This window comes from Sulfurimonas sp., from assembly GCF_050296975.1.
Classification (GTDB): Bacteria; Campylobacterota; Campylobacteria; order Campylobacterales; family Sulfurimonadaceae; genus Sulfurimonas.
In genome coordinates this window covers 114,438-135,848 of record NZ_JBNKRX010000023.1, presented here as the reverse complement: position 1 = coordinate 135,848, position 21,411 = coordinate 114,438, and the positions used below count along the sequence as shown (strand labels likewise).

24 protein-coding genes are annotated in these 21,411 nt (G+C 35.8%); 6 read left to right on the top strand and 18 right to left on the bottom strand.

Going from position 1 to position 21,411, the window contains the following annotated elements; translation table 11 throughout:
* Positions 1-2: 2 nt before the first annotated feature.
* Genes hemA through ACQY56_RS06855 form a run of 9 tightly spaced genes read right to left on the bottom strand, consistent with a single transcriptional unit; the run spans position 3 to position 7,479 of the window.
* Positions 3-1,283 (bottom strand): glutamyl-tRNA reductase, encoded by a 1,281-nt coding sequence (gene hemA, locus ACQY56_RS06895; RefSeq protein ID WP_428737187.1) that lies wholly within the window; start codon positions 1,281-1,283, stop codon positions 3-5.
* A 2-nt stretch (positions 1,284-1,285) separates the two neighbouring features.
* Positions 1,286-2,173 carry a polyprenyl synthetase family protein gene (locus ACQY56_RS06890; protein WP_428737186.1) on the bottom strand — a complete coding sequence of 296 codons (888 nt, stop codon included), beginning with the start codon at positions 2,171-2,173 and terminating at the stop codon, positions 1,286-1,288.
* 12 nt (positions 2,174-2,185) lie between these two features.
* The gene (locus ACQY56_RS06885; RefSeq protein WP_428737185.1) at positions 2,186-2,602 is read right to left on the bottom strand and encodes a hypothetical protein; all 417 of its coding nucleotides are present in this window, start codon (positions 2,600-2,602) and stop codon (positions 2,186-2,188) included.
* A 4-nt stretch (positions 2,603-2,606) separates the two neighbouring features.
* Positions 2,607-2,894 (bottom strand): DUF2018 family protein, encoded by a 288-nt coding sequence (locus ACQY56_RS06880; RefSeq protein WP_428737184.1) that lies wholly within the window; start codon positions 2,892-2,894, stop codon positions 2,607-2,609.
* Positions 2,894-3,760, bottom strand: a complete 867-nt coding sequence (argB, locus tag ACQY56_RS06875; RefSeq protein WP_428737183.1) for an acetylglutamate kinase — start codon at positions 3,758-3,760, stop codon at positions 2,894-2,896. The genes ACQY56_RS06880 and argB overlap by 1 nt, the downstream gene beginning before the upstream one ends.
* A gap of 15 nt (positions 3,761-3,775) precedes the next feature.
* Positions 3,776-4,663 carry a tetraacyldisaccharide 4'-kinase gene (locus ACQY56_RS06870; RefSeq protein ID WP_428737182.1) on the bottom strand — a complete coding sequence of 296 codons (888 nt, stop codon included), beginning with the start codon at positions 4,661-4,663 and terminating at the stop codon, positions 3,776-3,778.
* A gap of 5 nt (positions 4,664-4,668) precedes the next feature.
* Positions 4,669-5,790 carry a DegT/DnrJ/EryC1/StrS family aminotransferase gene (locus ACQY56_RS06865; protein WP_428737181.1) on the bottom strand — a complete coding sequence of 374 codons (1,122 nt, stop codon included), beginning with the start codon at positions 5,788-5,790 and terminating at the stop codon, positions 4,669-4,671.
* Between the two features lie 11 nt (positions 5,791-5,801).
* Entirely contained in the window at positions 5,802-6,608 is an 807-nt protein-coding gene (locus tag ACQY56_RS06860) for an NAD+ synthase (RefSeq protein ID WP_428737180.1), read from the bottom strand.
* Positions 6,609-6,663: 55 nt separating this feature from the next.
* Positions 6,664-7,479, bottom strand: coding sequence for a ferritin-like domain-containing protein (locus ACQY56_RS06855; RefSeq protein WP_428737179.1), 816 nt, complete (start codon positions 7,477-7,479; stop codon positions 6,664-6,666).
* 39 nt (positions 7,480-7,518) lie between these two features.
* On the opposite strand from ACQY56_RS06855, the gene ACQY56_RS06850 reads away from it, so the two are divergent.
* The 4 genes from ACQY56_RS06850 to ACQY56_RS06835 all read left to right on the top strand — a co-directional run bounded on the left by ACQY56_RS06850 (position 7,519) and on the right by ACQY56_RS06835 (position 11,191).
* Positions 7,519-8,112: an MBL fold metallo-hydrolase gene (locus ACQY56_RS06850; RefSeq protein ID WP_428737178.1), complete on the top strand. Its 594-nt coding sequence runs from the start codon at positions 7,519-7,521 to the stop codon at positions 8,110-8,112.
* Positions 8,109-8,711, top strand: coding sequence for a class I SAM-dependent DNA methyltransferase (locus ACQY56_RS06845; protein WP_428737177.1), 603 nt, complete (start codon positions 8,109-8,111; stop codon positions 8,709-8,711). Before ACQY56_RS06850 ends, ACQY56_RS06845 begins: the two co-directional genes overlap by 4 nt.
* Before the next feature lie 66 nt (positions 8,712-8,777).
* Positions 8,778-10,490 carry a copper resistance system multicopper oxidase gene (locus ACQY56_RS06840; RefSeq protein WP_428737176.1) on the top strand — a complete coding sequence of 571 codons (1,713 nt, stop codon included), beginning with the start codon at positions 8,778-8,780 and terminating at the stop codon, positions 10,488-10,490.
* Between the two features lie 17 nt (positions 10,491-10,507).
* Positions 10,508-11,191 carry a copper resistance protein B gene (locus ACQY56_RS06835; protein WP_428737175.1) on the top strand — a complete coding sequence of 228 codons (684 nt, stop codon included), beginning with the start codon at positions 10,508-10,510 and terminating at the stop codon, positions 11,189-11,191.
* A gap of 4 nt (positions 11,192-11,195) precedes the next feature.
* Here ACQY56_RS06835 and ACQY56_RS06830 read toward each other — a convergent pair whose 3' ends face one another.
* Positions 11,196-11,714: a PaaI family thioesterase gene (locus tag ACQY56_RS06830; RefSeq protein WP_428737174.1), complete on the bottom strand. Its 519-nt coding sequence runs from the start codon at positions 11,712-11,714 to the stop codon at positions 11,196-11,198.
* On the bottom strand, positions 11,714-12,607 hold the full coding sequence (gene cmoB, locus ACQY56_RS06825) for a tRNA 5-methoxyuridine(34)/uridine 5-oxyacetic acid(34) synthase CmoB (protein ID WP_428737173.1): 894 nt from the start codon (positions 12,605-12,607) through the stop codon (positions 11,714-11,716). The genes ACQY56_RS06830 and cmoB overlap by 1 nt, the downstream gene beginning before the upstream one ends.
* A 61-nt stretch (positions 12,608-12,668) precedes the next feature.
* Between cmoB and ACQY56_RS06820 the strand changes: the two genes are divergently transcribed.
* Complete coding sequence (locus ACQY56_RS06820; protein WP_428737172.1) at positions 12,669-13,562, top strand: cation diffusion facilitator family transporter; 894 nt, start codon at positions 12,669-12,671, stop codon at positions 13,560-13,562.
* Between the two features lie 3 nt (positions 13,563-13,565).
* Here ACQY56_RS06820 and ACQY56_RS06815 read toward each other — a convergent pair whose 3' ends face one another.
* The 7 genes from ACQY56_RS06815 to ACQY56_RS06785 are packed head-to-tail and all read right to left on the bottom strand — an operon-like array spanning position 13,566 to position 20,855.
* Positions 13,566-14,573, bottom strand: coding sequence for a tRNA pseudouridine(13) synthase TruD (locus ACQY56_RS06815; RefSeq protein WP_428737171.1), 1,008 nt, complete (start codon positions 14,571-14,573; stop codon positions 13,566-13,568).
* On the bottom strand, positions 14,570-15,409 hold the full coding sequence (locus tag ACQY56_RS06810) for a bifunctional riboflavin kinase/FAD synthetase (RefSeq protein ID WP_428737170.1): 840 nt from the start codon (positions 15,407-15,409) through the stop codon (positions 14,570-14,572). The genes ACQY56_RS06815 and ACQY56_RS06810 overlap by 4 nt, the downstream gene beginning before the upstream one ends.
* The gene (gene tlyA / locus ACQY56_RS06805) at positions 15,381-16,088 is read right to left on the bottom strand and encodes a 23S rRNA (cytidine-2'-O)-methyltransferase TlyA (protein WP_428739619.1); all 708 of its coding nucleotides are present in this window, start codon (positions 16,086-16,088) and stop codon (positions 15,381-15,383) included. The genes ACQY56_RS06810 and tlyA overlap by 29 nt, the downstream gene beginning before the upstream one ends.
* On the bottom strand, positions 16,085-18,034 hold the full coding sequence (gene ligA / locus ACQY56_RS06800; protein WP_428737168.1) for an NAD-dependent DNA ligase LigA: 1,950 nt from the start codon (positions 18,032-18,034) through the stop codon (positions 16,085-16,087). The genes tlyA and ligA overlap by 4 nt, the downstream gene beginning before the upstream one ends.
* A 23-nt stretch (positions 18,035-18,057) precedes the next feature.
* A complete protein-coding gene (locus ACQY56_RS06795; RefSeq protein WP_428737323.1) occupies positions 18,058-19,323 on the bottom strand; it encodes an MATE family efflux transporter in 1,266 nt (421 codons plus the stop codon).
* Between the two features lie 47 nt (positions 19,324-19,370).
* Positions 19,371-19,640, bottom strand: coding sequence for a hypothetical protein (locus ACQY56_RS06790; protein WP_428737167.1), 270 nt, complete (start codon positions 19,638-19,640; stop codon positions 19,371-19,373).
* Positions 19,641-19,643: 3 nt separating this feature from the next.
* A complete protein-coding gene (locus ACQY56_RS06785) occupies positions 19,644-20,855 on the bottom strand; it encodes an MFS transporter (RefSeq protein WP_428737166.1) in 1,212 nt (403 codons plus the stop codon).
* A 113-nt stretch (positions 20,856-20,968) separates the two neighbouring features.
* Between ACQY56_RS06785 and ACQY56_RS06780 the strand changes: the two genes are divergently transcribed.
* Positions 20,969-21,352, top strand: coding sequence for a flagellar protein FlaG (locus tag ACQY56_RS06780; RefSeq protein ID WP_428737165.1), 384 nt, complete (start codon positions 20,969-20,971; stop codon positions 21,350-21,352).
* Positions 21,353-21,411 lie beyond the last annotated feature (59 nt).

Here is a 21,411-nt window from a genome sequence, read left to right as displayed (position 1 = left end):
GATTAGTCCTTTTTCATTAGATGTTTATATTTATCTGGAATATTGTCATTTTTACTATTTAACATATACTGCATAGCACCTGTCATAGAATCACTTTTTGCTTCAGTTGAAACCTCACGCATACTTTTTGTCATATCGTGTAAAAATCTTTTAATAGCTTGATTTGCCATCTTTTTAGCTTCAACTTCACACTCTTTTGGAATAAACCCTTTTTTAAGTGCTCTAGCCATCTCTTCTTCAACAGCACTTTGTGCTTTAAGATAGATCTCTTTGATCATTGGCTCTACATTTAAAGTATCTAACCACTCATAAAATGCAACAACATTTCGCCCTACTATTCCATGAGCTTTACGGACATCTTGTTCTCTTTGGGCACGATTTGTAGTTACCATATTTTTTATGTCATCAATTGTAAAAATATGTACATTATTTTTACAACAAACTTCAATATCACGAGGAATAGCCAAGTCAAACCAAAAACGCTCATGCTCTACATCTGCGATCATAGCATTTGTAATGATTGGTTCTGATGCACTTGTAGCGGTAAAGATGATATCAAACTCATTGACTGCTTTGTTCAGATCGTTAAACTCATATACTTGTGTACCACATAAGCCTGCTAAATATTCTGCTTTATTTTTACTTCTATTTGTAATATATGTTTCTACACCATACGAAACAAGGTGTTTTGCACATATCTCACTCATCTCACCAACACCAACTACAAGTGCTTTTTTTGATGTAAGATCACTAACTTGCTCTTTTACTTGTGCAATGGCTACCGATGCAACCGAAACAGGTTTTGAAGAGATCTCTGTAAAGTTTCTAACCTGTGCAGCAGTTTTAAAAGCATGATCAACTGCCCTTGTCATTTTTTGAGCACTGAACCCTTTTGTACGAGCAAATTTAAAAGCATCTTTTAACTGTCCAGCTATTTGAGTTTCACCTACAACCATAGAGTCGATTGAAGCTGCTACTGCAAAAAGATGATGAATTGCACTAGAATCATCTACGATCTCTGCTGTTTGCCTTATAAACTCTTTCGTAAGCCCTGATTTTGAAGTTAAAAGATACAGCATATGTTCTAACGCACTATCTATATCGCTACAACATCCATACAACTCAACTCTATTACATGTTGCTAGTATCATCGCCTCACTAATTACATCGCACTTTAAAAGATTTTGTAAACAAGTCTCTTTTTGTTCATCTGTATATGTAAATTTCTCGCGTAATCCAACATCACTATTTTTATGTGAAAGGCTAACTATTAGGTAATGCATAATTAATAACTTCTCTTTATCATAGTTTCTAAAATTGCTACAAGTTCAACATCATCTTTCATCGCGATTTGTGCTTCATTTGAAAGCTTTTGTGCAAGTTCAAAAGACTTTTCTATTGTTTTATAGTGGGTCATCTTCTCCTTGATCCATGTAGTGTTTTCTTCTGAAAGCTCTTTTGTATGAAGTGACACAAGACGATGTTTATCTTGCTCATCTAAAGCGTGATATAGATAGATATATGGGAGTGTACATTTTCCCTCTACAAAGTCATTCATGGCAGGTTTTCCAAGTGTAGCTGCATCAGATGTTATATCTAAAATATCATCTATAATTTGAAAAGAAAGTCCAAGATTTTTTCCATACAGTGCATGGGTAGCTGCATTTTTTCCAGCTAAGATTGCACTTGCTTTTGCAGCAGCTTCGATCAGCGTTGCAGTTTTTAGATAAAGCATATTAAGATAGATATTTTCATCAGAGTTAAACGACTCTGCCATTTTCACATCCATCATCTCACCCTTAGAGAGTGCTGTTACAGATGCAGCAATAGTTTGTGCAACCAATTTATCAAAAACTACAAGTTCTGTAAATGCTTTTGAGTAAAGAATATCTCCAAGCATTACAGCAGTTTTACTTCCATCTGTTGCATTTACAGATGCTACTCCACGTCTTGTCATCGCTTCATCAATCACATCATCGTGCAAAAGTGATGCCGCATGGATAAGCTCAACTATCGCTGCAAGTAGTGGAGCATCTTCATGATCTTTTGCAATTTTTAAGACCAATTTTGCACGAAGACGTTTCCCACCACTAAGTGTGTTAAATAAACGACTCACCTCATCATAATCTATCTCTTGAATCAGTCTTGCTATTTGTTCTTCTACTCTATGCATTTATTCTCGTTTTTATCTTTTTTTTAATTCTTCTAAAGTCACTTGAACTTTGTTACTAAAATTATAAAGTTCAAATTTCGCTTCATTTTTCTTAGAATCAAACTCTTTAAATTTAACTAGTATGTACGGTACGTTAAAATTACTTGCACCTCGTGGTTTTACATCAAATCGAAAGCTTTGGTTTTTATAATTGAGTTGTAAAACATTCTGTGCAACCTGCTTATCATACGATCGCAAGATCACCAAGCCATCATTTACGTAAAGTGTCCATCTAAATGTAAAGAGTTTTTCTTTGTTTTCATATTTTACAAGAATTTTCTTTTGCTCATCCTTTTTTAAAGAAATTTTTCGAACTTCCTTATATTCATCAGCAAAAGAGACACTAAAAAGTAAGATTAGTGTGATAAAGATTTGTAAAATACCTCTCAAAGTTCTATTCGCTTTTAGAAACGATTGAACCTGTTAACTCAATGAAAAGTGACTTTGCTTTTGATTCACACTCCATAGAATTTTCAAATTGAAATTGTCTTATTGCAGCATCAATATCACTATCAACAAATTTCTCTAACATCAACTCCATCGCTGCTACTTTTTCAATAAACGTTTCTAGCTCAAATTGCACTACATCATTGTTTGCAGTAAAAACTACATCCATAAATTTAGATTTTGGAGTCCCACCAAAGATGTTGTTTTCATCTTCAAATAAAGCTTCATACTTCATTATATCTCATCCTTATTTTTCATAATCTGTGTACCAACACCCTCTGAAGTAAAGAGTTCAAGCAGCATAGAATGCTCTAATCTTCCATCAATAATATGTGCTTTATGTACACCACCGTCTACTGCTTCTAAACAAGCATCAACTTTTGGAACCATACCACCATGTATCGTACCATCAGCTTTTAAATTTTCAACATCTTGTTTTGTTAAGCTAGAAATTAGATTTTTCTCTTTATCAAGTACACCCTCTGTATCTGTTAAAAATATGATCTTATTTGCACCTATCGCTTTTGCAACATACGATGCACAAAGGTCTGCATTGATGTTATAACCAGAGTGCCCCATATCTTCCCCAGCAGCTATTGGAGCAATAACAGGGATAAATCCTTCAGCTATGAGATTTTGCACAACATCTGCTTTTACTTCAGTGATATTTCCCGTATATCCCCATTTATCAAAATCTTTTGGCTGGGCTTTGATGAAATGTGCATCTTTTCCACTGATACCTATCGCTTTTGCACCATGAGAGTTTAAAAGTGAAACTATCTCTTTGTTAATTTCACCACTTAAAATCATCTCAACAATACGCATCACTTCTGGCGTTGTAACACGTTGTCCATCGATAAACTCTGTATCAATGTGTAAAGCATCAAGCATATCTGTAATCTTTTTCCCACCACCATGAATGATAACTGGCTTAATACCCACAAGATACATAAGTAAAATATCTTCTGCAAACTTCTCTTTTAATGCAGGTGATGTTTGTGCTGATCCACCATATTTTATAACAACAATCTCTTTTCTAAACTCTCGTATAAACGGAAGTGCATCAAGGAGTGTCTTTACTGTTTCTATTTTAGCTTTCACTATTTTTTCCTAAAATTATAATTCTGAAATTTTATCGTATTTTAGCTGCAACTCCAAGTCCAATAAAGACAAAGGAAGCCCAAACTTTTCAATTTTCACATAATCTTTGAAAGTTACCAGTAAACTCTCACTTCCATCTTGCTTCAAAATTGCTTCAAGCTCCTCTTTTATAAAGGTATGATGATCCTCAAAATAGTGTTTATTTACTACTTTTGGAAGGTAAGGATCAAGTCTCTGTGGTCGTGCAATTGCTGTCACTAAAGACATCTTTTGTGTACTATCTATAAGTGTAGTTTTTCTAGTAAAATCTTCACCTTCTTTGAGAACTATTGCTTTCTTACCTAGCCAAAGTTTTTCTCTATATGGCCCACTTGGTAGGCAAAACTTATTTTGTGTTGTAACATCTAAAAGGATATCTTGCTTTTTAATCGAGTGTTTTGAGTAGGCATCGTCAAGAAATATCTTCTCAACACCCATCTCTTTAGCTTTTTGTATTGCTATTTTTCTATCTTCACTCACGATGACGATAGCATGAGGAAGTTTTTTTGAGTAAATCATCGCTTCATCACCACTTATCTCAACATCTACCAAAATTTTCTCTCGATCTTTAACTACAATCATTCCACTAGATTTTCGTCCATATCCACGCAGTATGATTGCTACATAATCTTGTTCTTTAGCAAGTACTGTAACAAAAGGAGTTTTCCCACTGCCACCAACTACTAAATTTCCAACACTTATAATCTCTATACCAAAATCTTCTGGTGACGCAAATTTAAAGCGTAACCACATAACAAAACAGTATAAAAATGATATTGGGGATAATAAATAAGAAAGGATTTTTTGAAAAATATTTGGGTTGTAGAGATACTCTTCAACCCAAAAGACGAAAGATTTTTTCAAATGCTTTAAACTCTCGTTTTAGCTATCTGTTTCACTTTTTCAATCACAGTGTTTACTTCCTCATCACTCATTGTTGCATAAATCGGAAGCGATAATACTTGTTGGTATGAACGAAGTGCGACTGGAAAATCATTTACTCTCAGTGAGTATTTTGATTTGTAGTACGTTAAAAGATGTAGTGGGATATAATGAACACCAGCTATTACTCCCTCATGTTTTAACTCAACTGCAAATGAATCACGGTTTTTATCGATTTTTATAATATATAAAGAGAATGGGTGTTCATTGTTACTCATATCTGGAGTAGTAACATGTTCAACACTAGCTAGTTTTTCGCTATATATTTGTGCAATCTCTTGTTGTCTTGCAATGTTAGTATCTTGTTCTTCTATTTGTGCACGAATATATGCAGCATTAAGCTGACTCATCGAGTAATCATTTCCTATGTCTGTCACGTCATAAATATATTCAAGTGCATCTTCATCACGAACAAATGCATGGTTTGCAAGTAATCTCGCACGTTCTATTATATCTTCATCATTTGTCACAAGCATACCACCATCACAAATATTTTGTCTTAAATGTGGAGAAAAATTAAAACATACTATGTCTGCCCCAGTTGAACCAATTTTTTGTCCTTTATATGAAGCACCAAGTGCATCACAAGCATCTTCTACAATTTTTACACCATATATTTTCCCCATAGAATATACACGTTCTAAATTTACAGTATTTCCAGCTATATGAGTAACAATAACAGCTTTGAGTTTTTTTGACTTATTGTCTTCTAAATATGTTTCAAGTTTATCGAGATTTATATTGTAATTATCTTCATAAATATCAATAAAAACTGGCTCAGCATCAAAATGACGAACCACTTCTGGCACACTTGGATGTGCATTTACAGAACATACAACTTTATCTCCACGTTTAAGATCAAGTGCCAACATTGCTAAATGAAGTGCTGATGTACCATGCGATGTCGCTAGAGCATAATCAGCACCTACATATGATGCAAACTCATTTTCTAACTCTGCTACTTGATCGATAGCTTCACCATCTAAAGCATCACTTACATTTGAGTGTGCCTCGCGAGAACTTTCATACTTGTTAAATGGTATTTCCATACTGTTTTCCTTTATAAAGTTATATCTCTTGGATAATTAAAATCATGGTTTAAAGTTCGTGATGTTAGTTTTGCAATCACAGGCATTTTTCTCTTAAAATGATTTGCAAAGATACGTTTTACTATCATATCTAACATCTGGGCATCTACACCCTTTGCTATTGTTTCTTCCTTAGTCAATCTTTGATCAACATACAACTTCATTGCACTATCTAGTTGTTCATAAGTATATCCTAAATCAGCCTCATCACTCTGTCCAGCCCAAAGATCGGCTGAAGGTGGCTTTTCAATGATGCTTTTAGTTACACCTAAATAACGTGCAAGTTCATACACTTCACTTTTATAAAGATCACCTATAGGGTTTATAGCACTTGAAAGATCACCGTAAAGTGTCCCGTATCCTAACATAAGTTCACTCTTATTACTGGTACCAAGTACTAAAGCACCTTCACGAGCTGAAACATCAAACAAAGTTGACATCCTCATACGTGAAGAGAAGTTCCCTTTTCTTAAATTATTAAGATGAGGGTTCATTTGCTCATATGCTCGAAGCATTGGTTCTATCGAAGCTGTTTCACTTCTTAAACCAAACTCTGTGCAAAGTGCATCAGCATCATCTAGCGAACTTTGCGAAGAGTACTGTGATGGCATCTTCACACATAAAAGATCATCGCCAAATGCTCTATGAGCAAGTACAGCGACCACGGCAGAATCAAGTCCACCACTCAAACCCACGACCACTTTTTTTATCCCAGTCTTTCTTACTTCAGTGTCTAAAAAGTTAACAAGATAATCAGTAATTTGTGAATATTTTCCCATTATTCTACACGATACCTTAAAAAATTATTAATTGATAAATTATATCCTTTAAAAATTAACAAACCTCTTTTTTTGCCATAATTTTAAGCTCTTGACAAGAAAAACCCGCTTCTTTTCTCGCTTCAATATTGAGATCATTCGGGCGTAAAAAACCTCTTGGATAAAATTTTTGTATAATCTCAAAATAGATAGCAGTATCTTTTTTCTCTAATTCACAAGCATAAGAAAACCAAACATCCCCTTTTTTGACATGTTCGATCTCCTCTTTAAGGATAATTGTTAGAGCATCTTTTATTTTTTCAAGCATCCCATCTTTTGGATAGTTTTTAAACTTCTCTAAAATCATAGGCGTCGCATCTAAACCATTTGCTTCTAGATATCTAGGCACTACTGCCATCCGCTCAATTAGAGTTTGCGTTTTAAAACTTGCTTCAAATAAAGAGTTATGTACCTCAATATTTCCATAACTACTACCAAGCTCTTTTAATAGTGCTTCTATCATCTCAAAATGGCGTATCTCATCATCTGCAACCTCTAACCAGTCTTCATAATATTTTCTAGGAAGAGCATGAAATCTATATGCTGCATCAAGTGCTAAATCAATTGCTGAGTATTCTATATGAAGCACTGCATGGAGTAAATTGATCTGTCCCTCTTTTGTAGTCAAGTTTGATCGTTTTGGTACTTTTTGAGGAGAAACTACTTTACACAACCCTTCATACGAAGGCTTTGTAAATACTATTGGTCTATCTCCAACTGCAAAATTGATTTTACTTTTTTGAAATTTTGCATAAAAATCTGCAAACTTTTTAAACTTTTCTTGAGGTTTTTTTGTCTCTAAAACTAACTCTAATTCTTTATAATATTCCATAAGGTAATAATGCTATAATCCGATTAAAAAAGAGCTAAAATGACTATAAAAATGCAACCGATGGGACCCTACCAAACAAACTGCTATATAGTTACGAGTAAAGGGAAAGATTTTATCATCGATCCTGGGGTTGGTGCTACGCAGTGGGTAAAAGAAAATGTTACAAATCCTATAGCAATTTTAAATACCCATGGACATTTTGATCATGTTTGGAGTAACGCAGAGCTACAAAAAGAACTGGGTATAAAACTTTATACTCCAAAAGATGATGTGATGTTACTACAAGGCAGTGGTTGGATGCCTGATTTACCGCCTTCTACACCAGATGTCGAGGTTGTAGGTGATCAAGAGCTTGATTTTGATGGAGTAAAAGTAAAGTTCCGTCATTTTCCAGGACATTGTCCAGGATGTTCTACGATTGAGATAGGTGATGCTATGTTTAGTGGAGATTTTATCTTTGAACGCAGTATCGGGAGAACTGATTTTCCATATTCATCTCCTGGAGATATGATAAAGTCGCTAGAAAAATTTAAAAAATTAGACTATGACAAAACAGTCTATCCAGGACATGGTGGGACAACTACCATTAAACAAGAACAAAAAAACGCAAATTATTGGATTGGAGCATTATGAGTACATTTGACAAAAAAGCACAAAATTGGGATAGCGGTGACATCCGTGTACATGGTGCAAAAGTTATAGCAGATGCAATTGAGAAAAAGTTTGATCTCAAAGACGATATGGAACTTGTAGACTTTGGAGTTGGCACAGGACTTCTTGGCTTTGAGATCGCAAAAAAAGTGAAAAAAGTTTATGGAGTCGATACTTCACGAGGAATGCTTGAAAAACTTGAAGAGAAAAATACTCCAGAGCTTAACATTGAAGCGATCCATCAAAATATAATTGAAAATCCGTTAGATCAAAAGTTTGATGGGCTTATCAGTTCTATGACACTTCACCATGTTGAGGACTTGGAAAATTTTTTTACTACTATAAAAAATAATCTCAACGTTGGCGGTTTTTTAGCAATAGCTGACTTAGAGAGTGAAGATGGAACTTTTCATTCAGACAATACTGGTGTTTTTCATTTTGGATTTGATAAAGAGGCACTATGTAACGTAGTAGAGAGATGTGGTTTTGAAAATATTGCATTTGAAAATATCAATACACTTGAAAAACCACATAAAAATTTCGGAATTTTTCTTTTAACTGCAACTCTAAAGTCTGTATAACTACACATAAACTACACACTATCTCTTTATACTTTCTCTAATAGAACTTTATAAAGGGATTGTCTAATGAAAAGAAGAAACTTTTTAAAAGGGTTGGCTACCACTTCTCTATTACCATTTTTAACACCTACAATAAATGCTGAAGAATCTTTGCAAAGCTACAATAGCAAGAAAGTGCTCAGCGGAAACGAATTTTTTTTAGACATCGATTATTTACCTGTAAATATTACGGGAGAGAGTGCTGTAGCTACTGCGATTAACTCTCAACTCTCAGGACCTGTGTTAGTATGGCAAGAGGGAGAAACAGTTACCATTCACGTAACAAACCATATGAAAAAAACTACCTCTATCCATTGGCACGGGATAGTTTTACCAAATGCAATGGATGGCGTTCCAGGACTCACATATAACGGTATAGCTCCAGGTGAAACTTTTATATACCAGTTTAAAGTACAACAATATGGAACTTTCTGGTATCACAGTCATTCAGGTTTTCAAGAACAAAGCGGACTTTACGGTGCAATTGTGATCAAACCTAAAGATAAAGAGCCTTTTGAATACGATCGAGAATATGTACTGCAACTCTCTGACTGGAGTGATGAAAAACCAGAAACAATCTATAAAAAACTCAAACAAAAAAGTGACTATTACAATTTTTCTGAAAGAACTGTCGGAAATTTTATAGATGAAGTAAAACAAAACGGTCTCTCAACTGCGATCTCAGATCGAAAGATGTGGAATGAGATGCGAATGAGCGATCGGGATATTTCAGATGTTACAGGGTATACATACACTTACTTGATGAGCGGTATCCCTCCATCAAAACAGTTTAAAGCACTCTTTAAAAAAGGTGAAAAAATTCGTCTTCGTTTTATAAACTCTTCTGCAATGACTTTTTTTGATATCCGAATCCCTGGTTTAAAAATGAAAGTAGTCGCAGCAGATGGAAACTATGTGCAACCAGTTGATGTAGACGAATTTCGTATGGGTGTTGCAGAGACTTATGATGTTATTGTAGAACCCGAAGATGATGTAACCTATGCCATTTTTGCACAAAGTATAGATCGCTCGGGTTATGCACTTGGTGCCTTAACACAGGATATCTCAAAAGATGCAAAAGCACCCCAGATGGATCCTAAACCGATACTTACACATGTAGATATGGGGATGGCAATGGATATGGATATGTCAAAAGGTCATAAAATGAAATGCGGTGCTGGGATGATGATGCCTAAAAAACCGACTAAAATAGACCACAAATACCCAATAACCGAGCTTCCTAGAAAAGAAGGTGTTGGAGTAGATATGGTGTCACGCTCACCGCAGTACAGACTTGATGATCCTGGTGTAGGACTCAGAGATAACGGAAGAAAAGTACTCACGTATGCAGATCTAAAAAATCTCTACTCTACTGAACATTACAGAAAACCCGATCGAGAAATAATTTTTCATTTAACAGGCAATATGGAGCGCTATATATGGTCAATAAATGGCATAACATACGCAAATGCCAAACCTATAATCTTCCATTACGGAGAGTGTGTACGCATCACTTTTATCAACGATACGATGATGAACCACCCTATGCACCTTCACGGGATGTGGAGTGATCTTGAAACCGGGGATGAGAACCACTTAGTGCGAAAACATACGGTTATAGTCCAACCAGGTGCAAAAATAAGTTACTGGGTAAATGTTGATGCCATGGGTCGATGGGCATATCATTGTCATATGCTTTACCATATGGTGGGTATGTTTAGAGAAGTGAAAGTTATATAAGGGGGGGGGGGTGAATGATGAAATTATTAATATATATTGTAACTCTTTTTGTAGCACTACAGCCATCTCTTTATGCCAGTATGACAGATGAGCCCCTTATAACTATGTTTAAAATAGATAAACTAGAACGTCAAGACACACCCCATAATACTCGTAGATGGGATGGAAACTTTTGGATGGGGTATGATCTAAACAAGCTTTACATCTATAGTGAGGGAGAATACTCATCTGACGGTTTAGAAAAAAGTAGAAATGAGCTGCTTTATTCAAGAGCTATAACACCATACTGGGATCTTCAAATGGGACTAGTATACGATAAGAACGCAAATGGATCAAGAGAATGGGCAGAAATTGGCTTTATGGGTTTATCACCTTATTATTTTGAAACCAAAACTACTCTTATGGTAAATAATAAAGGGAATATCGGTCTACACTTCACTACAGAATATGAACTTTTAATAACTCAGAAATTAATTATTGCACCATCTTTAGAGGCAAATCTATATACAAAAGATGATCCTGAACTTGACATAGGTAAAGGTCTTTCATCTCTTGAAGCAGGTCTTCGCCTACGCTATGAATTTATTCGTGAGTTTGCACCATATATAGGTGTTGAGTGGAGTAAAACATTTGGAAAAACAGATCAGTTTGATCCACAAAACGATACACATGCCGTAGCTGGTGTTTCATTTTGGTTTTAAATCTTTACGCCTCTTCAGATTGAGGATGTGTACCACTATTGAGAGCTTCTTCATCGTGTAAAAGTTTGAGTTTTAAAACATGTTTTTCAGTTATAACAGTTTTAAATTCCCCTTCAAACACTTTTACATCTAAAACATGTGCAGTTACATGTACATTTCTTTTTCTACCCTCTTTATGTCTAACACGGGCAACAATATTGACCTCATCGTGAAGTTTGACAGGCGATAAAAATTGTGTATCAGCTGCTACTAATACAACATTACGCTCATTTACAGCAAGCATTGCAGCATAATCCGCAGACGAAAATATAAAACCACCATGAATTAAACCAACATTATCAGCAAGCATATCTATAGTTGTAACAAGTCTTAACTCAACATATCCATCTTCAAGTGTAACTATATCTCCACAAAATTCTTGATTTATTCGCTCGTGAGTTTGTACAAAAACCTGTCTTTCATCTCTATAATCTTCTATCTCTAATTCTTCTTCATTTTCTACTAATAAATCATCTTCAGCCATTACTTCTTATCCTTAATTAATCTCACATACACTCTTTGTGGAGCTGGATAGCCCTCTACAGTTTTTGTTTTATCTTGTGGGTCTAGGAAATCTTCTAAAGACTGCCCTTCTATCCACTCTGTTTTTCGTTGTTCACCCTCATCAGTGATCGAAGTCTCCAATACTTCAAACTCATTAAATCCAGCGCGTAAGCACCAGTTTTTTAGAGCCTTAATAGTTGGAACAAAATAGATATTTGGTATCTTAGAGTAACTCGACTCTGGACACAGAGCCATCTCCTCTTTTCCATCTATATAAAAAGTGTCAAGTATCACTTCCCCTTGGTTTTCTAATCCACGATACAAAGACTTTAACATCGCTACGGGATCACTTCGATGATACAATACACCCAAACAAAAAATCGTATCAAATTTTTCATCGTAAAACTCTAAATGTTCAACACCTAAAAGCTCATATACGATATCGCTCTTTACAAAATGGTTTATAAAGTCAAACTGTGTTTTATACAGTGGGGATGGATCAAAGCCAACGAGTAACTTTGGTTCATCTTCTAACATTTTGAACATATAATAACCATTATTACACCCTATATCGGCAACTTTCTTATCTTTTAAATCAAAATGTTTACAGATAAGATTGTATTTTATATTGCTTTTCCACTCAGAATCTATGAATGTGTTGCCAACTTGAAACGGTCCTTTTCTCCAAGGCATAAGTAACTTTGCAGTTGTGTGTATCTGCTCTTCATCTAATGGTGCTTCAATTTGCACTACATCATCAAGTGTGATTTTTGCCTCAACTTGTGGCAGTTTTTCTAAAGCCTCTCTTAATGGTGCTATGTTTTTCCAACTCATCCACTTTTTTCTATCTTCTTTAATCTTTTGTATATCCATTTAAGCTACAGCACCCAAAATTTTTATATAATTGTAGCTAAAATTTAAAGGTTTTACAGATATGTCTCTCGAAAAAAAAGCTACCGTTGTTTCAACATCTGTTGCAGGTGTACTAGTACTACTTAAAATGACTGTAGGAGTTTTAAGTGGTTCTGTCGCGGTTCTTGCATCAGCAATTGACAGTTTTTTAGACCTAACCGTTTCTCTTTTTAACTACTTTGCACTACACAATGCGGAAAAAAATCCCGATGAGACTTTTCATTTTGGAAGAAGTAAGATCGAACCATTAGCAGCAGTAATCGAGGGGACTGTGATCTCATTTTCTGCTTTTTTCATCCTTTATGAAGCGTTAGAAAAGATCATCCATCCACACGAGATGCAGTACATGCTAGAGTCTATCTACGTGATGATAGCTTCGATCATAATCACAGGTTTTTTAGTCGCTTTTTTGATCTACGTGGCAAAAAAAACAAACAATATGGTTATAAAAGCAGATGCTTTGCACTACAAAACAGATATTTTTTCCAATGGAGCTGTATTATTTGGACTTGGGGCAGTTGCTTTTACAGGGGAGAGTTTGATCGATCCTATTTTAGGTATTGCTATAGCAGCGTACATGATCTACTCAGCATACCCTATCATCAAGGAGGGAATTTTGATGCTTTTAGATGCAGCTCTCTCTCCAGAGGATATTAAAAAAATTGAAAAAGTTATCTGGAGTGAGCCAGATATAAGCGGTTTTCACGACTTAAAAACAAGAGAATCAGGCTCACACATTTTTATAACTTACCATGCAGTTTTTAATGTAAGTATCTCACTCTACGATGCCCATTTAGTAACTGATAAAATAGAAGCAAGAGTATGTGCACTTTTCCCAGATAAGAAAGTACATCTACTTACTCACATGGATCCGTATGATGATTCCGATATGAATGACGAAGAGGAGCAGTGGTAGAAGTTATTTTAACTTCTTCGCTTTAAAATTTCTATTTGCAATAGCTTCTAAAAATACCGTTGCATACGAGCCTTTTGGAAGTGAGAAACTGATTGTCAAAATATCAAAGTTGTTTTTGTACTCCAGAGTTAAATCATCTGGGAAAATGATCGCTTCACGGCGATACCCTTTTTCATATAAAAACTCATCATCATATTTTTTCTCAACTAATCTCGCTCTATCACGAGCACGGTAAACATCTCGTCCACAAAGTAGTCCAGTTGGAACTATTTTATGCTCTTTGAAATCTTTTTCCTGCGTGTTTTTTGGGGTAAAAAGTTTTCCATTAGTATCCATATAAACATCGCCCTCTAAAAGTGCAAACTCACCGTTGTTATTTTCACGACTAAAGATAACTCTTTCATTGAGCCAGTCGTTAAAGAATTGACTTTGATAAATCGAGATAAGAAAGTTTTTTACTTTTGCATCTTCTATGTGCAACTCCCCTGCGATCATCTGTTTTGCTTGTTCGATCGAGTCAGCATCTCGTCCAAAGCGTTGATATCCAAAATGGTTAGGCAAACCATTTTTAATGATTTTACGCGCTCTTTTTTCGATCTGCCCAGCCATAATTCTGTCAACCTCAAAAAGGTTGATCGTAAAACGGTTTCCTTTTAGATCACCCATACGGATCGAATGCGTATGATTTGTAGAGCTAATTATTTTGATTTGCGGGTGTTTAAATTTTTTGAGTGCTTTTTCATACTTCGCTTCAACTGAGATGTACTGCGAAGTAGTCGCGTGTTTATCTTTAAGCCCTGCATAACCTATCTTTTGTGCATCTATGTCTAAAAACTTTGCAAACTCTGCGATCATGTCCCAAGTTGTAAGTTCTGTTTTTTTTACACGTAAAATTAAAAAGTTCCCTTTCCCTTTAAAATCCAGCCCGATCTCATCAACTATAAAATCATCTTGATTTTGCTCAAACTTAAAATATATCGTCTCTTTATCTTCTAAATATTCTCTTATCATAATGCCAATCTTTTCAACTCTTTATTTGCTACAGCTATATCTTTTTTGATTGCTTCGCGTAGTTCTTCTATTGTCTCAAACTTCTGATTTTCTCGTATGTAGGCTACAAAACTGATCTGTGCTTTTTCTTCACACACTATTTTTCCATCAAGTATGTGGCTCTCGATCGCAAAACTTCCATCTGTGCTTACACGGTGCCCCACAAAACTTACAGAGGGGTGGAAATGCTCTTCGTTATCTATGCGGGTAGTGGTTACATACACTCCCTCTTTTGGCACTAAAAATTCACGTGCTTCTATGTTGATCGTAGCTACTAACTCTTTTGCACCGATCCCTTGTCCTGTGATCTTTTTTCCACAAATTGTGTAGTTATACCCCAAAAACTCATTTGCCCCTTTAACATCTCCGATCGAGAGTTTTTGGCGGATCTTATGGGAATGTACTGAGTCGTTATTGTGTTTTACCTCATCAACTACAACTACTTCTCCATCAAAGAGTGTTTTTAGGTTTTCGTACGAATATCTGCGATCTTTTCCAAAGTGAAAATCATACCCAACCACTATCTTTTGCAGTTTTGGAAAATCTTTTTTAAGGAGTGCAACAAACCCTGCCCCATCCAAATGACGAATATCTTCTAGGTCATAAAAATGAATATGTTTATCGGTATGGTTTTGTCTAAAATGATCAGGTGTCAAGTTTGCATAGCCTGTATTAATGACCACGATCACACCACCATCATCAAGGTTTTTAAATAGTTCTTGATGCCCAATGTGCATCCCGTCAAACCCGCCGATTGCAATGGTTGTGCTATTTTGTAAAGTAGTAGCAGTATTCAAGATTTCCCTCTTTTCCTGTTGTTTTTGATGGTGCCTTATTTTGCAACGTCCACCCTTTTAAACTACACGCTTTCTTAAACCGTATCATAGCATCTTCTATAGCTTTTTGATCGAGCACTACCCCGTTTTTATCCCGTTTAACTTCACGTCCAACCTCAAACTGCGGTTTAAAAAGCAGAATAATATCTTTACTTCCAAGTCTCTCAATATCATCCAAAATATAAAGCAGTGATATAAAAGCAACATCACTCACGATCAAATCAAACTGCGTATTACTCTCAAACTTTCTAATATCACAGTTCTCAAAAACATGTACCCTTGCATCATCTCGTAAAGAGTGGTGCAGTTGTTCACTTCCAACATCTACACACGTTACCTCTTTTGCTCCAGCTTCTAGTAATACCTGTGTAAATCCACCTGTTGAAGAGCCTATATCAAGTGCTATTTTCCTTGTTGGATCGTAGTTGATCTCGTCGATAAAATCTTTTAGCTTATACGCTGCACGAGAGACATACTGATGATGCTCTTTTACCATAACCTGCATCCCAGACTCTACTCTAAAAGAGCTCTTTGTCACCTCTTTATCATCAACTAAAACAAGCCCCTCTTTTATAAGCGTTTGTGCTTTGTTTCTGGTTTCTGCCAAAGCGTTTTCAACAAGATAGCTATCGAGTCTCAAAGAAGCGCTCTCATCTCATCTTCTGTAAGTGTAGCAACGCCTAGTTCAACTGCTTTGTCGTATTTGCTTCCAGCATCTTCGCCGTAGATCACATAGTCAGTTTTTTTACTCACACTTCCTGCAACTTTAGCGCCAAGATTTTCAAGCATCTCTTTTATAGCGCCGCGAGATTCACTCATAGTCCCTGTGAGCACTACAGTTTTTGCTTTAAACGGGTTTTCTTCAGCCTCTGCGCGAAGTTCAGGCTCTAGCGGGTTTATAACTTCTAAAAGATACTTGATCGTTTGTTCATTTACGCGCAAGAACTCCAAAAAGCTCTCTGCCATCTCTTCGCCGATTCCATCTATTGCTAAGAGTTGTTCTTTTGAAACTTCTAAAAACCGAAGTCCAAATTTTTGAGCGATCATTTTCGAAGCCACTTCACCTATATGCTCGATCCCAAGTGCGTTTATAAAACGCCAGAGATCACTTCCCTGCGTTTTACTAATCGCATCTAAAATATTTTGTGCTTTTTTCTCTTTGAAACCCTCTAAACTTAACAGTTGTTCTTTCGTTAAGCTAAAGAGATCAAGCACCGAATTTACAAGTTTTTCATTGAAAAGTTGCTCAACTATTTTATTTCCAAGTCCATCGATGTTAAAACAAGGTTTTGAAGCAAAGTAGATGATCGAGTTTACTACCCGTGCATCACAAGAGAGGTTTTGACACTTTACAAGTACATCCTCTTGTAACAGTTCACTGCCACAAACAGGACAATTTGTAGGACGTTTTACCTCAACTTCATCTCCAGTTCTCTCATGCACTAAAACTTTAATGATTTTTGGGATCACATCTCCGCTTCTAAGGATGATAACCTTATCTCCAAGGCGGATATCTTTTCGCTCAATCTCATCAAAATTATGCAGTGTTGCACGCTCTACGATCACCCCCTCAATGTCTGTCGGCTCAACAACTGCCACAGGTGTTACAGCCCCAGTACGTCCAACTTGAAGTACGATATCTTTGATCGTAGTTATCTTCTCAATGGCAGGAAATTTATACGCTACCGACCAGCGAGGCACTTTTACTGTGTAGCCCATATCGATCTGGGAAGGTATTTCATTTACTTTTATAACCATCCCATCAAGCATCATCGCATAATGATCTCGATCAGCCACCATCTCTTTATAGATTGATTGAATCTCATCTTTATCTTTACACACTCCGCGAAGTGGTGGTTTTCTAAACCCTAATGAATAAATATACTCCATCTTTTCATGCAAGAGTTTTTGAGGCAGTTCATTCTCCCCCAATCCATACGGTAAAAATACAAGGTTTCTTGAAGCGGTAATGCTAGGGTCTAACTGACGCAAACTTCCTGCCGCAGCATTACGAGGGTTTGCAAATACGCTCTCCCCTTTTTGCAAACGATCAGCATTTATTTTGTCAAACTCATCTTTAAAGATAACCACTTCCCCACGTATCTCGATCAGCCCCTTATGTTCGATCGTAAGTGGCACGGAACGAATAGTTTTAACATTTTGAGTGATTAGCTCACCTTCAACACCATCCCCGCGCGTGATCCCTTTGATAAGCTCTCCGTTTTCATACACAAGATCAAGTGAAGCCCCATCATATTTCGGCTCACAATAAAAAGTGATTTTACTATCTAATTTGTATGTTTTTGTAAGCCACTTGTCGAGATCATCTTCGTTAAATATATCTTCAAGCGACCACATACGAGAGAGGTGTTTCTCTTTTGTAAACCCCTCACTCACAATGTCACCGACACGCTGTGTAGGGGAATCTTTTAAAACTTCGTTTGGATTTGACTCTTCATACTCCAACACTTCATGGTAAAGCTTGTCATACCCCTCATCCGTCATGATCGGATCATCTAAAACGTAGTAATGATATGCCCACTTATTTAATAATGCTACTGCTTCTTTATACTCTTGATTATTCATGATGATATTTTAGCAAATTGAGATTAAATTTTCGTATGTAACCAAGTTTTACGAGAATAGATGTACCAATATATTACACCCTTGATCAGAGTTTCTACATTCATAATGACAAAGATCGCAACAATCCCAAACCCAATTTTATACGCTATATACGAAGGAATAACACGAAAAAACCAGAGTGATCCAACATTGATGTAGAGAGTTGTTTTTGTAGCCCCTGCCCCGCGTAATGCAGATGAGTAGACAAACATAAGTGCAAGTGGGATTTGTGCTAGTCCAACTAAGATCAGATACTGTGAAGCTACTACTATAGTAAGAGTGTCCTGTGTGAAAAATGAAACCAGATACTCTGGAAAAAGGATCATAACAACACCAACACTTCCCATAAATACATACGCAATTCGCCCAGAGATTATCCCCATATTGTAGGCTTTATCTAGATCTCGTGCCCCTAAGTTTTGCCCAACCAAAGCCATTGCAGCGATCGAGAAACCAAAACCCGGCATAAATGCGATCCCCTCTATTCTAAGACCTACTTGATACCCAGCTAACTCTGCCGTTCCATACGCAGTAATGATTGCAACAAAGAGTAAAAAGCTAAGGCTTGAGATCCCTCGATCTAAAAATGCCGAATAGCCAATCTTGATCGTACGCATCACATCCACTTTTCGTACAACTGGAAGAAAATCTAGTTTTGCACTCGTTTTTTTGATAAGAACATAATACGCTACAACATTAAAAAAGTATGCGATCACTGTTGCAACTGCCGCACCCTCGATCCCCATCGCAGGAGCTCCAAAATGTCCAAAGATAAAGACATAATTTAAAAAGGCATTAATCCCAGCCGAAATGAGTTTAATGTAGAGTGAACTTTTTGTATCGCCTGCGGCTGAGAGTGCGTTGTAGAGCAGATTGTCTAAAAAAATGAGAATAATTCCTAATGAAATAATGCGAAAATATGCCCCACCCTCATGTACTACATCTGGTGCTGAACCCATAACCGCATAAAACCATTCACTTCCTATGTAACCGACAACGGTAACAAAAGCTCCAAAAATTGTTGCCATAATTACAAGTGCATACAAAAGTGACGAAGCTCTGTTCTTTCTTCCACTTCCTATAAAACGAGCGATCAAAGCATTCCCGCCAGTTACGTACAAAGTCATGAGCACATTTATGATCATCATAAACTGCATACTTATACCAACAGCTGCCAGTGCTGCACTTCCAAGAGCACCAACCATTAACATATCGATGAGGATTTGCAGTATATCTACAAGGTGTTTCAGTGCTGCTGGGATAGCAAGAGAAAAAACTTTTCTTGTATCGGTGGAGATTAGTTGTATAATTTTGCTACCTCTTGCATCTCTGCTATGAGTTCATCTTTTGAGGTAAACTTTAAAACCGTTCTATTTTTTTCATCACTACCAGGTTGTGTAAAATCAAAAACCAAAATATAGTGCAGTATTCTTACTTTATCTCCATAAAGATCAATCCATTCCAAACTCATCTCTGCAACTTCCCCTTGCATATCTATAACAACTGCTGGGTAAAGTCTTACTAAATTTGTTAATTCTATATTACCTTCACTCGATTTATATATCAATTCTTATCCTTGACTAATCTCTTTAATTTTTTGATTTTTTAGCACGTACGCATAATAGAGTGCACCTACAATGAACCCTGCACCCATAATATTTGCAATATTTTCAAGTGAAATCTCTGCAGTTGCTAAGTTCCCTATCATATATGATGTAAAAGCAGCTGAACTTAAAAAAAGCATATCATTATACGCAACAATTCTTCCATAATATTTTTGTTCTATATTTTTTTGAAGTAAAGTGTAAGAGTACGACCACAATGTTGTTGTAAAAAATCCAACTACTATACTTGCAACTAAACTTAGGTAAAAATTTCGCATCACATATGCCCATAAAAACACTGCAAAAGCTTGTGCTACAAATATATATATAAGACGTTTATTATTTACTAGTTTTCCAAGCATTATAGGACCTATCACTAAACCAAAAGCACGAGATGCATGAAGCAATCCAAGTGCTAATGAAGTTGCAATGATCCCCGCGTAATATTTATCTACCATCAAAGCAACTAACGCATCAAAAGCAGTTAAACCTACAAAAGCATGAACTATCATAAGGTGTAAAGCTTTTGGTGTTTTTTTCAAGTATGAAAATGTGTCTCTCATCATAAAAAGAAGATTTTCTTTATTTGTGATTATATCTACTTCTATCTTGATAGTGTAAAGCATATAAAAAGCAATAACAAAAAAAGCTGCATCAAGTAAAAATGCAATCTTTACACCTAAAATAAAAACAACAAATCCACTAATTGCCATCCCTAACGTATACGATAATGACCAGATAATAGAGTGTAATTCATTGGCTTTTTGAAGCACTTTTTCATCAAGTATTTTAGGTAATAATGACATCTCAGTTGTAAAATAAAAAGATGCAGATGCCATTTTTACCAAAATTAGTATATAAAGTAGTGTTAAATCATTTATGTTATTAACAAATACTAAAAATGTTGTGGCACATATCTCTAATAAAATTAAACTAAGCATCAATTTTTTTGGTTTAAGCATATCGATGACAGAACCAGAAAATGGTGCTTGCACAACACCAGCTAAAAAGTGAAGCATTGCGACAAAAGAAACAGTAGTTTCAGATGCCCCCATCTCTATCAAAAGTGTATAAATTGCGACATTGCTAAACCATGCACCAAAGTAGGAGATTAGCTGTATAAAAGAGAGTCTACGTAACACATTTTCATGTTTTAAAAGTTGTATATATTCATTCATCAATGCAAGGTTATCATAGAAATTGTAAATTTTTTTATTTTATTGCTAAATATTTTTTTTTATTGGTCGATATGTGTGCTAATAACTGTTGTTAAATACAAAAGGAGTACGTCATGGATGGCATAGCAAACATTGCGAAACAACAACAAACTCAAGTAAGTGCACAAGAACTTCAAGGAAGAAGTGTAGAGCAAAATCAACAAGTAAATGTACAACATCAAGATGTTGTTAAAGAGATGCAACAAAGTGAACTTGAATCAGCAAAAAAATTAAATTCTAAAGAAGATGTTGAAAAACTTGTTGAACAACTCAATGATGCTCTTTCACCAATTAGTACTAATATTAAATTTGGTGTTGATTCTCAAGATATTTTTTATGTTTCTGTAATTGAAGCAAAAACAAACAAAATGATTAGAAGATTTCCTGCTGAACAAGCACAACAAGTTTTACCTAAAATGCAAGAAGTGAGTGGAATATTATTTGATTCTAAGGGGTAAGATAGACACCCCCCTACTCCTCGCATTTTCTTAAGCTAATTCACTTACTATTTTAGTAT